12 protein-coding genes are annotated in these 12752 nt (G+C 63.4%); 4 read left to right on the top strand and 8 right to left on the bottom strand.

Annotation, left to right across the window (positions count from 1 at the left end):
* Nucleotides 1–37 precede the first annotated feature (37 nt).
* The 4 genes from AC07YZ_RS14520 (at nt 38) to AC07YZ_RS14505 (ending at nt 3758) form a co-directional block, all read left to right on the top strand.
* Nucleotides 38–844 carry an oxidoreductase gene (locus AC07YZ_RS14520; RefSeq protein ID WP_494795244.1) on the top strand — a complete coding sequence of 269 codons (807 nt, stop codon included), beginning with the start codon at nt 38–40 and terminating at the stop codon, nt 842–844.
* A gap of 46 nt (nt 845–890) precedes the next feature.
* A complete protein-coding gene (locus tag AC07YZ_RS14515) occupies nt 891–1553 on the top strand; it encodes a Rossmann-fold NAD(P)-binding domain-containing protein (RefSeq protein WP_494795243.1) in 663 nt (220 codons plus the stop codon).
* 2 nt (nt 1554–1555) lie between these two features.
* Nucleotides 1556–2740, top strand: a complete 1185-nt coding sequence (locus tag AC07YZ_RS14510; protein WP_494795242.1) for an acetyl-CoA C-acetyltransferase — start codon at nt 1556–1558, stop codon at nt 2738–2740.
* A gap of 76 nt (nt 2741–2816) precedes the next feature.
* Complete coding sequence (locus tag AC07YZ_RS14505) at nt 2817–3758, top strand: LysR family transcriptional regulator (protein ID WP_494795241.1); 942 nt, start codon at nt 2817–2819, stop codon at nt 3756–3758.
* Nucleotides 3759–3807: 49 nt separating this feature from the next.
* Here AC07YZ_RS14505 and AC07YZ_RS14500 read toward each other — a convergent pair whose 3' ends face one another.
* From AC07YZ_RS14500 to AC07YZ_RS14465, 8 genes are all read right to left on the bottom strand, one after another.
* Entirely contained in the window at nt 3808–5085 is a 1278-nt protein-coding gene (locus tag AC07YZ_RS14500) for a glycerophosphodiester phosphodiesterase family protein (protein WP_494795240.1), read from the bottom strand.
* Nucleotides 5086–5233: 148 nt separating this feature from the next.
* A complete protein-coding gene (locus tag AC07YZ_RS14495) occupies nt 5234–6301 on the bottom strand; it encodes a serine hydrolase domain-containing protein (protein WP_494795239.1) in 1068 nt (355 codons plus the stop codon).
* A gap of 110 nt (nt 6302–6411) precedes the next feature.
* Nucleotides 6412–7617 carry a tetratricopeptide repeat protein gene (locus AC07YZ_RS14490; RefSeq protein WP_494795238.1) on the bottom strand — a complete coding sequence of 402 codons (1206 nt, stop codon included), beginning with the start codon at nt 7615–7617 and terminating at the stop codon, nt 6412–6414.
* A gap of 5 nt (nt 7618–7622) precedes the next feature.
* Nucleotides 7623–8729, bottom strand: a complete 1107-nt coding sequence (locus tag AC07YZ_RS14485; protein WP_494795237.1) for an AAA family ATPase — start codon at nt 8727–8729, stop codon at nt 7623–7625.
* 11 nt (nt 8730–8740) lie between these two features.
* A complete protein-coding gene (locus tag AC07YZ_RS14480; protein WP_226494346.1) occupies nt 8741–9835 on the bottom strand; it encodes an AAA family ATPase in 1095 nt (364 codons plus the stop codon).
* A gap of 6 nt (nt 9836–9841) precedes the next feature.
* Nucleotides 9842–10516: a hypothetical protein gene (locus AC07YZ_RS14475; RefSeq protein ID WP_226494347.1), complete on the bottom strand. Its 675-nt coding sequence runs from the start codon at nt 10514–10516 to the stop codon at nt 9842–9844.
* Between the two features lie 233 nt (nt 10517–10749).
* Nucleotides 10750–11490 (bottom strand): 7-cyano-7-deazaguanine synthase QueC, encoded by a 741-nt coding sequence (gene queC / locus AC07YZ_RS14470; RefSeq protein WP_494795236.1) that lies wholly within the window; start codon nt 11488–11490, stop codon nt 10750–10752.
* A 36-nt stretch (nt 11491–11526) separates the two neighbouring features.
* Nucleotides 11527–12750, bottom strand: a complete 1224-nt coding sequence (locus tag AC07YZ_RS14465; protein WP_494795235.1) for an HDOD domain-containing protein — start codon at nt 12748–12750, stop codon at nt 11527–11529.
* Nucleotides 12751–12752: the final 2 nt, after the last annotated feature.

Below are 12752 nucleotides of genomic sequence, written 5' to 3'. Positions count from 1 at the left end.
CCCCAACTCCCAATCACTCCCACAAAAAGGAACTGCCATGTCGAATTCCAAAGTTGTCGTCGTCACCGGCGTGTCATCGGGCATCGGGCGCGCCGCCGCCATGAAGTTTGCCAAACAAGGTTGCCGGGTCTTCGGCACCGTGCGCAACACGGCCAAAGCGCAAGCCATACCGGGCGTTGCGCTCATTGAGATGGACATCCGCGACGACGCGTCCATTGAGCGCGGCATCCTGACCATCATCGCGCAAGCCAAACGCATCGACGTGCTGGTCAACAGCGCGGGCGGAACCCTGCTGGGCGCGGCAGAAGAAACATCGATCGCCGAAGCCCAGACGCTGTTCGACACCAACGTCTTCGGCCTTTTGCGCGTGATCAAGGCGGTGCTGCCACACATGCGCCAGCAGCGTTCCGGCCGCATCGTCAACGTCAGCTCGGTGCTGGGTTTTCTGCCCGCGCCGTACATGGCGCTCTATTCGGCGTCCAAGCACGCCGTCGAAGGACTGTCCGAAACCCTGGACCACGAGGTGCGCCAGTTCGGCATCCGCGTGGCATTGGTCGAACCCTCGTTCACCAAAACCAACCTGGACCTCAACGCACCCCAGACCGTCGCCAGGATCTCCGACTACAGCAAGGAGCTCGGCATCGTTTCCCAGGCCATCCAGAACAATGTCCAAAAAGCGCCCCAGCCCGAGGGCGTCGCCGCCACGATGGTCGCAGCCGCTTTGGGACCGTGGAAGATGCGCCACACGCCCAAGGGCGAAGCGTCTCTGCTGGCCAAGCTGCGCAGATTCATGCCCGCTGGCCCGGTTGAGAAAGGTCTGCGCAAGACGTTTGGACTCGCCTGAAAGCACGGCGGCCCCATTTGCGATGCGTCACCCACATGGCACCAACATGATGCTCGCTGGATCTGTTGCACTGGTTGTGGGTGCCGACAGTGCCATTGGCGCGGCCATCGTGCGCGGCCTGATCGCGCGGGATGCGGCCAAGGTGTACGCAGAAACGTGTGCCGACCACGGCGGGAGTCTGCCATCTGGCACCGCAAACCCTGTCGTGGAGATTGCACGAACAGGGCGCGTCGGTGAGCTTGCCCGGGAACTGACCGACGTGACCCTTCTCGTCAACTGTTTGGTCGCCGGGGAATACAGCCGGCGAACGCCAACCGTCGGCCGCACCGTGAAATTGATCGACGCATTTGCCCCCGTGCTGAGGGCCAACGGCGGAGGCGCAGTGGTCAACGTTCTGTCCGTGTTGCACGCCGAACAAGCTCTGGGAAACACGGCGCCCATATCTTCGCGCCCTTTTGCGGAGTGGATGTTGGCCGATGGTCTGCGAGAGCGACTGGCCGCACAACAGACGCAGCTGCTCTTTTTGAGTGCGCAACTCGTCGTCGGCCGGGAAGAGCAGGCACTCGACGACCAGCGCGCCCTGGCTGGCCATATTGCAATGCGTCTGCTCCATCAACTCGAATGGCGGCACCCCCCGGTGAACGCTTGCCTGCATCCGCCCGCTTTTGACGCCGTCTCCGATCCCACAGGTACACATTTCAAGGAGTAAACATGACCACGCCCGACATCGTTCTCTGCAACCCAGTCCGCACGCCGATCAGCGCCTTCGGCGGTGCGCTCAAAGACACCCCCGCGCCCGACCTGGGCGCGGCCGTGATCCGCGAGGCCCTTCGACGCTCCAACCTCGCCGCCGATGCGGTGGACACGGTCGTGATGGGTCAGGTCATCCAGGCTGGCGCCAGAATGAACCCGGCGCGCCAGGCTTCTGTCGGCGCCGGGCTCCCGGTGCAGGTGCCCGCCATGACGGTGAATCGGGTCTGCGGCTCCGGGGCACAGGCGATCGCGACCGCAGCACTCGAAATCGCGGCCGGATACGCCCAGGTCGCGATCGCTGGCGGCATGGAGAACATGGACCAGGCGCCCTATCTGCTGCCGGGTACGCGCTGGGGCCAACGCATGGGGGACGCGCAGATGCTCGACAGCCTGCTGCGCGATGGCCTTCACGACGCCTTCAGCGGCCAGCATTCGGGGTGGCACACCGAGGATCTTGTCAGCCGGTACAGCATCACGCGCGAGGACCAGGACCGCTGGGCCGCGCGGTCGCAACAGCGTTTCAGTGCCGCACAGGCTGCCGGCAAGTTCGACGACGAGATCGTCGCGGTCGAAACAATCGGCCGAAAAGGTCCCGTGAGCTTTTCCAGGGATGAAGCCAACCGCCCCGACACCACGCTGGAAGCGCTTGCCAAGCTCAAGCCCGCGTTTCGCAAGGACGGCACCATCACCGCCGGCAATGCGCCCGGGCTCAACAGCGGCGCCTCGGCAATGCTCGTGGCCGAGCGCGCGTTTGCGGAACGGCATGGCCTGCAACCCTGGGCGCGCCTGGTCGCTCATGGCGTCGCGGCGGTCGAGCCCGGCATGTTCGGCATTGGCCCGGTGCCGGCCGTCAAGCTGGCGCTGGCGCGCGCCAACTGGAAACACACGGACGTGGAGCGCATCGAGATCAACGAGGCCTTCGCCGCGATCACGTTGGCCTGCCTGCGTGAACTCGACCTGCCGGAGGACATCGTCAATGTCGAGGGTGGTTCGATCGCCCACGGCCACGCCATCGGTGCCACGGGTGCCGTGCTGACCACGCGTCTGCTGCATTCGATGCGACGCGACGGGTTGAAGCGGGGCGTGGTGACCCTGTGCATCGGGGGCGGCCAGGGGATCGCGCTCGCGCTGGAGGCTCTTTGAGCTGCAGCCGTGGCCGCACTCAGTGCGGCCACGGCGCCACAGATCTCCGAGATTTCAAGTTGCCAAGGACATCACCATGGACCACCTTCAATCGATGCGCGTTTTTCAGTGTGTCGTAGACGAAGGCGGCTTTGCCGCTGCCGCACGCAAGATGGACCTCGCACCGGCGGTTGTCACCCGTCAAGTCCAGGACCTCGAGCAATCGCTGGCCGTTCGACTGCTGCATCGCACGACGCGAAAGATGTCGCTCACCCAGGCGGGGGAGGGCTACCTGTCGCGGCTGCGTCTGATCCTGTCGGAAATCGAGGAGGCCGAAGACCAGGTTCGGGCGCATTCGAGTGAGATTTCGGGCAACTTGCGCGTCGCCACAACCTCGCTGGTGGCCGTGAATCTGCTGGCCCCCTGCGTGGCCGATTTTCAGAGGCGGTATCCCGCGGTGCAAGTCGAGATCCACACCTCCGATCGTCCGGTGCAGGAATTGCACCAGTTCGATCTGACTATCGTGAGACAGGACGATCACCTGGATGCCGACGCCGTCGTCCGCCCCGTGCTCGACATGAACTATGTCCTCTGCGGCTCAGTGCAGTACCTCCAGGTCCATGGTGTTCCCGAGGCACCGGAGGATCTGTCCCGGCATCGCATGGTGCGTCTGCACACCCCTGGCACCCGTCTGCACGCGATCGCCCTCACCAACCCTGCCGGGGGTGATCGCCGCATCGAAGTCGCGCCTGTCTGGTCCGTGATGTCGAATGACGACGAGACGACGTACCAAGCCGTGTTGGCTGGCGCTGGTCTCACCTTTCTGCCCGAGCTTGCATTGACCGCCCGTCCGCATGGCGGACAACTGCGTCGCGTGCTCGCACCATGGGTCAGCGCTGACGGATTGAAGCTCGTTGCCACCATGCCCAGCAGGCGGTTTCTGCCGCTGCGCACACGCACCTTCCTCGAATTCTTCGTCCAGCACGTTCAGAAAGTGGCGGCGACGGCCAGGGCCGTTCAGCCACCGGCAGTCGCGTAAATGCCCATGAAACCATCACCTACTGGCCGAGTCCTCACGAAGCCTCGCCTCAACGCAGGTTCATGCAGTTGGCGTAAAAGGTGGTGGTGGCGGGCCAGTCGGAGAACACGCCCATCACGCCCACGTCCTTGGCCAGCACGTGCAGGGCGGTGAGCATGTCGCCTTCGTCCTTCACGGCGCTGTCGAAGGTCTGGTAGTACCACCCGTTGTTGCCATCGGCCAGCACGCCCGAGCGCTCCAGCGTCCAGGTGATCAGCCCCAGGCCCGCCGCCTTGGCATCCTTCGCCGCCTGTGAGGCCACGATCTTGCCGCCCTCCGCGGTCAGCAGCGCAAACATCGGCGGCGCCCAGATGTGGATGCCCTGCGCCTTGTACCCCTTGAGCGTGGCGAGGTCGGGCAGGTCTTTGGGCGAGTCGGCGTCGTCCAGGTAGACCGCCTGCTGGCCAAACGCCGGCTCGTTCTTCACCCAGTACAGCAGGTCGTCGATGTTGAACGACTGGGCGAACACGTTGCGCGGCGCCACCTGGGCCCGCTTGTACTCGTCCAGCATCTTCTGCGCGTAGGCCTGCTGCGTGAAGCCGTCGAATGGCATGGTCACGCTGGTGCTCTTGAGTTCGGGCGTCATCTTCACGCCCAGCTGCTTGAACAGCTCGATGCTTTCGGCGTGCGTCAGCAGCGTGCCGCTGCTCGGGCCCGAGTACAGGTCGGTGCGCCAGTTGGCCGTGCCGCCCAGGTACTGCTCGGGCGTGCGCGCGGCCGGGTTGGAAGCGTCCATCTTGCCGCGCAGGGTCTTGAACTCTGCCAGCGTGATGTCGCTGGTGCGGCATTCGGCCTTGGCCGGCGTCACCACCTTGCCATCGGCGTCCAGCACGGCGGGCACGAAAGGCTGGGTGCACTTGGCCGCCAGCGGCGTGACCAGGATGTTGGTCGTCGTGTGCAGGTCGTTCTGCGCGTGGCGGCAGACCAGTTCCTTGTCCTTGGTGAAGGTCACGTCGCATTCGAGGATGCCCGCGCCCATGCGCGCGGCCGCCACGTAGGACTCGCGTGTGTGCTCGGGGAACTGCATGGGTGCACCGCGGTGACCGATGGAAAAGTCGCGCGGCTTGAAATCACCGCGCCGCGCGCACTGCTGCAACTCGCGCTTGAGCGGGCCATCGGCCATGCCATCGACCAGAAAGAACGGGCGCGGGCCCAGCTGGACATGGCTCGGACGCTCGACGCCGCCATGGGACGAACGGCTTTGGGTGGCGGACGGCGACTGGGCCAGCGCCGACGCGGCGGCCAGGCCGAGCACGGCCAGACCCAGAATGCGGGGCAAGAACGACATGGGGATTCCCCTCCGGTGGGATGAACGAATGGTGTGTGTTGAGATGTGACGTCGGCGGCGTGCGCCCGACCGACGGATCATCCGTCGGGTCCGTGAAGGGGGCATGACAAGCGTGCGGGTCGACCACCCGCGTGGCAGGGTGACTTGCTCACCCCAGCGCATCGAAGCGAAACACACCGTGTTCGGCCGGAACGGTGGCGTGGGCCAGCGAAGCGGCCAGAGGCATGCCGCGCTCGCTGTTGGTCAACAAGACAAACCCGTTGCGGGAAGCGACCGAAACCATGGCAAAGGCCCGGAACCCCGGGTTGTTGCCCCATTGCCAGAGGTAGGGGCCGCCGGCCGCGGTCTCGATGCCCCAGCCCTGGCCCCAGGCCAGCCCCAGTGCCGGCTTGGCGGGCATGGGATGGGCCAGCGTCAACGCCAGCAAGGCGGGGTCCGCCAGCCAGGCCGCCAGCAGGCGCGCGTAATCCGCAGCCGTGGTGTAGAGCGACGCCGCCGCGTTGGGTTCGCGCAGGTCAAACCGCACCCGCCCGCCCAGCCACGAAGTGCCGTCCAGCACCTGTGCGCGGATGTCGTCCGTCAGCCGCAGGCGGGAATGCCGCATGCCGAGCGGATCAAACACACGCTGTACCACGACCGACTCGATGTCCTGCCCCGTCACGGCGCTGATGACGGCCTGCAGCAACATATAACCCTCACCGGAATACTGCCAGCGTTCGCCCGGCTCGAACTCGGGAGACAGGGGGCCGCGCGTCCAGTTCGGCAAACCGGAGCTGTGGTTGAGCAAGGTGCCCAGCGGGATGCGCGCCAGCGTGCTCGCGGGCACATGATCGACAGGGTTGTCGTTCGCGCTGTTGAACGGCTTCTGACGGTGGACGTAGCCCTCGGGCAGGTAACGCGAGACCGAGGCCCGCAGATCAAGCTGCCCATCGCGAACCAGCTTCAGGGCCGCGAAAGCGATCACGGGTTTGGTAAGCGACGCCGCCTGGAACACCGGGTCGGAAGGCAACGGACTTGCCGACGTGCAGCCCGACACCAGCACCGGAGCGCCGGGCCGGCCGGCTTTCAGCGTGACATGGCTCGCCGCGCAGACGCCGAGCCGGGTGGCCAGGGCAGGAAGCGGCTCGCCGCTGTAGCGCGTCAGGTCGGTCGCGCAGGCAGCCAGCAATGGGGCGCTGGCGCCCGCGAGGAGGAATTCACGGCGGGAAAGAGGCATCACGTTGAATTGGTGGCTTGATTGGATGTCAGCACGCTCACCTTGTAGCCACCCGAGCACCACGGCTCTGGTGGACCACCCGAATCACTCAGGGCCACATCAACCCACACCTACTCGAACACTCTCTTGCTGTCGAACACCGACTCCAAACTTTGAATCAATTGAGCGCTTCCTTGACCGTTGATGGCCCCATTAAATAAAACCGCTCTTGCCAACCTAGATTGAAGGGCGCGAATGAATTCAATCGGATAGGTATCATTTTTTGCGCCCTCCAAAGCATTTTTGTAACCCAAGGCTATGGCGTTAAGCAAGTGATTTGCCGCCACGTTGTAATTTTTTCGCACCCCCCGTCCATTCAAATAAAAAATGTAGAGGTTGTAATGTCCAATCGAATTACCTGCCTTAGCCGCAAAACCCGCGTACTCGACCGCTTTTTTATAATCGATAGGTGCACCATAGGTGCCTGTGGAATAAACGAACGACAAGTCGGCCGCACTTTTTTCCGAACCCTGTTCATATCCTTTCTGAAAATGATCGATGGCCTTTTTATAATCCTGAGGAACCCCTGATGCCCCATGAAGGTAGATGGAGCCCAATTCATTGTGTGAGTAGCCGAAGTCATCAATATTGCCTGCGACAGCCTTTTCGAAGTTGCTGATGGCTTGCTTGACGTCGGGCGGCGTCTGAATCATGTATGTAATGCCCAGAAGGGCATAGGCGCGGACAGTTCCGGCTGCCCCGGCAGACTCCATCAGCCCAATCCCTTTGGCCTTCTCGGCTGCGACAACTCCATTCTCGGTCGCCATGCAATATCCCGCTTCTGCCATGGCGTCGCCGCGACTGGCATCAGCTTTGAAGGCTTTTTGAAAGTAGCTGCAGGCCTCGTCTGGTTTGTGGCTGCTGCTGAGCATCTTTCCCGCGTTCACCAAGGCGTTGACGCTTCCAAGGGCCGCCGCTTTCTCAAAGTAAGTGAGTGCAACATCAAAATTCGGCGGTACTCCACCAAGACGCGCGGATGTTGGGTCGTACAGCAGCCCCATGTAGTTGAGCGCACGCAGATCATCATCAGCAGCAGCAGCGCGAAGAGCCTGTAGCGTGACAGGATCATTTGCCTTCAAGCCAGCGTCAATTTTCCCCCCTTCCTCGTCGGTATACGACAAGGGCACTGGCAGGACCCGAAGGTTATTGCTTGGAGTAATCCAGAACCCGGATCCGAAAACGAGTATGGCGACCGCCAAAGGCCCCATCAACCAGGCCAGCCGATAGGTCTTTGAGTCCAGCCAGGCGCTGGAATGTGCTTTGAGGATGGCATTCATCGGTGTTACCTCGAGCGCCCAAGCGCTGCAATCAGGTCTGCTTCGTTGAGTTCGGTGAGGCTTTCACTGAGGGTCGACGCAATGCGAAGAGCATGCTCTTCACGCGCCCGCTCCAGCAAAGTCCGCATCTCGCGTGCATTGGCCCAGGCTCTGTCATTCGCACGAACAGACAACCAGGGACGGACGATGTTCTTGTAGTGACCCGGGAGCGTGAACTGCTGTGCCGCCGCCATGTTGGCGAAGATGTCGAGCAATTCATCTTCCGCATAGTTGGCGAAGTGCAATTGCTTGGTGAACCGGCTGGCCAGTCCAGGATTTGAATTGATGAATGTTGCCATTTCACGGGGGTATCCGGCGGCGATCACAACGATCCGGCTGCGGTTGTCCTCCATGAACTTGAGAAGGGTGTCGATCGACTCCTGACCAAAGCCCTGGCCCCCTTGTGCATCGCCTGCCAATGTGTAGGCTTCATCGATGAAAAGAACACCGTCAAGGGCTTCCTTGCACTTTTCCAGTGTTTTGATGGCGGTCTGTCCGACGTACCCGGCCACGAGCGCGGCGCGATCCACCTCGACCACATGGCCCTTCCGGACCACCTTCAGTGCCTTGAAGATGTCGCCCAGGATCCGGGCCACTTCGGTCTTGCCGACACCGGGCGCACCCGAGAACACCATGTGCTGGCTCATCGCAGTGACACTGAGTCCTGCTTCGGCGCGGCGCTGTTCCACCTGTATGCGCGCGACCAAACCTCGGACCTCATCCTTTACCGCTTGCAACCCGGTCATGCTGTCCAGGCGATTCAGACAGGCTTGTACAGGGTCCAGGCGCTCAGGCTCCACCTCTTCATCGGAGGTGATGAGGATGGGGCGAACAGTGCTCCCTGCACGCATGGCACGTCGAGCGTCGATGGTCGCACTGAGCTTCAACGCGATATATGTTCCGATGGCACCAATGATCAGAAGCAAGGACAACCTAAAGAGGTTGCCCGATGCAAGAAGCGTGCTCCATGGGTGACTGGCGGCAAAGTGAAACCCTGCCAGCAACGCCAGCAACGCCAGCACCTGCAGACCGAGATACGCTGCAAAGCTTGTTCGGATGTCCGTGGCGTTCATTTGATGTCGTCCTACAGCTTCGCGATGGCCGACTCAATGTCGTCCAGGGAGATGTGTTGAATGGTGTGGCCGAACTCCGCAGACGTGGCCAGGCGGTTGGCCTGCTCTTCACAGACCCGCTCGAACAGGTTGCGGATGGATCGGGCATTGCCCCATTCGGCTGACTTCATGCGGTCGGCAAACCACGGCTTGAGCAGACGCTCCAGTCCTGCATCGGGAAGCTCATACTGGCGCTCCCGGGCAATGCGCTGGAAGATGGCGAAGAGCTCCGATGGTCGGTATGCCGGAAAGTCGATGGTCTTTGCGAACCGGCTGGCCAAGCCAGGATTGCTGGAGACGAAACGCCTCATTTCATTGGGATAGCCCGCGACGATCACGATGATCCGTGAGCGGTGGTCTTCCATGAACTTGAGCAGAACCTCAATGGCTTCTTTGCCAAATCCGCCGCCATCGGCGCTTCCGTCAGCCAGGGAATAGGCCTCATCGATGAACAGCACACCATCGAGCGCACGCTTGCAGATGGCCAGGGTGCGTTCAGCGGTCTGACCGACATACCCGGCCACCAGGTCTGAACGATCCACTTCCACCAGGTGTCCACTCTCTAGCACGCCCAGCGTTCTGTACACGGCGCCCAACTGGCGTGCGATCTCGGTTTTACCGACACCCGGGGGACCTGTGAACACCATGTGCTGGCTCGTCGCCGTGACGCTCATGTTCTGCAAACGGCGCTGCTGTTCGATCTGAAGGCGTGAGAGGAGTGAATTGATCTCGCGTTTGACCGAGTTGAGCCCGACCATGGACTCGATTTGCTCGATGGGCTTGTTCGGGGACTCAGAAGATTCGAACGCGGGTGGAGCCACAAAACTGCGCCATACGCCGTTCGACTCATAGGTGGTGCCCCGAATCGCCAGACGGGCCGAGGCGTATGTCAGGAGCAGCGCAACGGAGAAAAGGAGCAGTGCAACAGCGATTTTGGTGACGGTCTCGCTGTATGCCATGCCGACCCAAGGGGCCTTTTCCGGGGTGGTGATCCAGACCGTCAGGAAAACGCCGAATACGGTGATCAGAAGTAGAGGAATGTAGAAGCGAATAGAGGATGCATTCATGACCGATCACCTGCAGTTTGGGTTGATATTCCAGACCACCGGGATGTTGACGGTTGTCGTTGACGGGAAATTCAGCTCCATACCCGGCGACAACGACAAAACACCATGCTCTGCATTGCCCTCCACCACCAACACGCCTTTGCCTGTTTCGTAGGGGGCAGGAAACGGGATGATGAATGCCATGGGCCCCTTTGCCAGCGAGTACCAGCGGGACGTGTACGTACCGGACGTGATGCGAACCTGGCCTTGACTCTGAGGGGTCGAAATCAGTGTGAGACGAGCGATCGCCTCTGGGCAACGACTGGATGGTTCCTGATTGGTGCTCGCGAGCCCCGCTGTCAACGTCGGGCGGAACGCCGCATATTCTTCTGGCGACATGGGCACCAGGGTGTAGGTGGCTCCCGACGGATTCTCCGCAATGGACGGCTGCGCGGATGAAGATGTCGCAATGTTGGAAAAGCGCGAGGGGGTCGGCAATGCCGCGCTGAGCATGCCCCATGCACCCAGGGTGGTGACCAGCGAAGCAGATCCGGCGACGATGGCGCCCCGTCGACTCATTGAAGGGGGTGGTGGGTGTGGCGAGCTCGGTGCCTGATGGGACGCCGAAGAATGTGCCGCCATCCCGGCGGCTTTCGGCTGACCAGACGCAATGGCCGCCGCACTCTGCTTCTCAGTTTTCACGTGTTTTCCCTGGCTTATTTATGCTGTCCGACTGACCCAACAGTATATGTTTTCGCATTTGCAAGGCCATTTTTTGACCCGAAAGCATTCAGACAATGGCGCGGACTCTGACCGAGACCGTCGATCAGATCGATCGTTGGGGAAACAGTATCTAAAGACCGAGAAGGGCGTACCGCCAGGGCGTTCGAGACAGGGTCTCGAACGAAACCTCGTTGATGCAGGATGAGTCCACCTCAACGGGGGTAGCGATACCCCGCCCACCCCCGCGCCCGCAGCTCACAAGCCGGGCAGCTCCCGCAGCCATAGCCCCAGTCCTGCCGGTGCTCGCGGTCGCCGAGGTAGCAGGTGTGGGTGTGTTCCACGATCAGGTTGACCAGCGCCTGCCCGCCTCCGGGCACGCCCGAGGCCTGGCCCAGTTCTTCGGCCAGGCGCCAGGTGGCGGCTTTGTCGATCCACATGAGCGGGGTGTCGATCAGGAAGCGGTGGTCCATGCCGAGGCTGAGCGCAACCTGCAGGGCTTTCATGGTGTCGTCGCGGCAGTCGGGGTAGCCGCTGAAGTCGGTTTCGCAGACGCCGGTGACGATGACCTGGATGCCGCGGCGGTAGGCGAGCGCGGCGGCGAGCGTCAAGAACAGCAGGTTGCGCCCGGGCACGAAGGTATTGGGCAGGCCGCTGGCTTCCATGCGGAAGGCCATGTCGCGCGTGAGCGAGGTTTCACTCACTTTGCCGAGCACGGCGAGGTCGAGCACGTGGTCTTCGCCCAGGCGCTCGCCCCAGGCGGGAAAGCGCTCGCGCAGTTCGCGCAGCACGACGGTGCGGGCCTGCAGCTCGACGCTGTGGCGCTGGCCGTAGTCGAAGCCCAGGGTTTCGACGCGCGGGTAGCGCGAGAGGGCCTGGGCCAGGCAGGTGGTGGAGTCCTGGCCGCCCGAGAACAGGACGAGTGCGCTGGTGTGGTGGGGGGGCTGGTTTTGCATCGCGCGATGGTAGCGCGGCTGCGGCTTGCGCTGGGGCTACGCGCCCTGGTCGCGGCTGGTGGTGAGCATGCGGATGAGCGAGCGGTTGGCGTGCTCCAGGCTCATCTCGTGGCGCTCGCAGACTTCGGGCAGGCGGTGCAGGTGCTCCACGTCGGCCTGGGCGCGCGCCACGTCCAGGAAGACGTGGTACGGGCCTTCCTGGCGCAGCAGGGCGCTCGTCACCCGCCCCGACATGGGAAGCCGGTTGAGCAGATCGGCCATGGGCAGGTGCAGCAGCACGTCGAGCTGCGAGAACAGCGCAGTGGTGTAGACCTCGGCGCGCAGGTTTTCGGTGGAGCCCGATTCCAGCAGGTGCTGTGCCAGGCGCGAGTGCATCACCTGGGCATAGCGCACCGGGTGCAGCGCGGGGTCGTTGGTGCTGCCGGCCAGCTGGTCGGCGAGCCAGCGGCTGAGCGCGGTGAAGCCCAGCATCATGAGGGCGTGGCGCACCGACTCGATCTCGTGGCGCAGGCCGTAGGCGGCGGAGTTGACGAGCTGCAGCAGGCGGTAGACCAGCACCGGGTCTTGCCGCACCAGGCGCTCGATCAGGTCGAGCGAGCTGTCCAGCCCGATGGCCTGGCGGATCTGCCCGATCACGCTGGCGTCGCAGCCCAGGGGCTGGTGCCGGTAGGCGTGCAGCACGTCGTCGTCGGGCCAGCCCAGGATGCCCCAGGCGCCGGCTTCGTCCAGGCAGTGCTCGGCCAGCGCGCGGTTGCATACGCCTTCGTACAGCTGGCCCGGCAGGATGGGGCTGGGCCGCGCCGGCACGGCGCCGGGTTCGGCGGGCCGCAGGCGCAGGGTTTCAAACACCTCCTGGGCGCTCAGACGCAAGAGGCTGCACACGTCCAGCGGCGCGGCCGCCTCACCGCGCACCGCCGCCAGGTCGGCGTGGCGCAGCAGGCGGTGCCCGCGGCGCACCGCCATGGCCAGATGCGCCATGCCGTCGGTGCTCTCGAACAGCGCGCCAGGCACTTCGACCCAGGTGTTGGGCACGGGCTCGCTGGTCAGCGCCTGCTGCAACAGCACCGGGGACGAGATGGCGAGGATGAGCGTGGGTGCGGCCACCGGCCAGCCCCCGCCCAGCAGGCGCAGCAGGTGGGACCCGTCGACAGCTTCGGCGTGCTGCGTGAGTACGCGCAGGCGCACCGCGGCCAGCTGGCGGCGCCGGTTCCACACGGGCTGGTAGCCCAGTGCGATGCTGTCAAGAATGGTCTGGCTCATGG

This window comes from Hydrogenophaga sp. GW101-3F08 (assembly GCF_059424585.1).
The sequence above is the reverse complement of the archived record's forward strand: the minus strand, read 5'-3'. Positions and strand labels throughout refer to the sequence as shown.

Coding starts and splice junctions, on each gene's coding strand:
- AC07YZ_RS14520 (WP_494795244.1), top strand. CDS start 38: ATGTCGAATTCCAAAGTTGTCGTCGTCACCGGCGTGTCATCGGGCATC.
- AC07YZ_RS14515 (WP_494795243.1), top strand. CDS start 891: ATGATGCTCGCTGGATCTGTTGCACTGGTTGTGGGTGCCGACAGTGCC.
- AC07YZ_RS14510 (WP_494795242.1), top strand. CDS start 1,556: ATGACCACGCCCGACATCGTTCTCTGCAACCCAGTCCGCACGCCGATC.
- AC07YZ_RS14505 (WP_494795241.1), top strand. CDS start 2,817: ATGGACCACCTTCAATCGATGCGCGTTTTTCAGTGTGTCGTAGACGAA.
- AC07YZ_RS14500 (WP_494795240.1), bottom strand. CDS start 5,085: ATGTCGTTCTTGCCCCGCATTCTGGGTCTGGCCGTGCTCGGCCTGGCC.
- AC07YZ_RS14495 (WP_494795239.1), bottom strand. CDS start 6,301: ATGCCTCTTTCCCGCCGTGAATTCCTCCTCGCGGGCGCCAGCGCCCCA.
- AC07YZ_RS14490 (WP_494795238.1), bottom strand. CDS start 7,617: ATGAATGCCATCCTCAAAGCACATTCCAGCGCCTGGCTGGACTCAAAG.
- AC07YZ_RS14485 (WP_494795237.1), bottom strand. CDS start 8,729: ATGAACGCCACGGACATCCGAACAAGCTTTGCAGCGTATCTCGGTCTG.
- AC07YZ_RS14480 (WP_226494346.1), bottom strand. CDS start 9,835: ATGAATGCATCCTCTATTCGCTTCTACATTCCTCTACTTCTGATCACC.
- queC (WP_494795236.1), bottom strand. CDS start 11,490: ATGCAAAACCAGCCCCCCCACCACACCAGCGCACTCGTCCTGTTCTCG.
- AC07YZ_RS14465 (WP_494795235.1), bottom strand. CDS start 12,750: ATGAGCCAGACCATTCTTGACAGCATCGCACTGGGCTACCAGCCCGTG.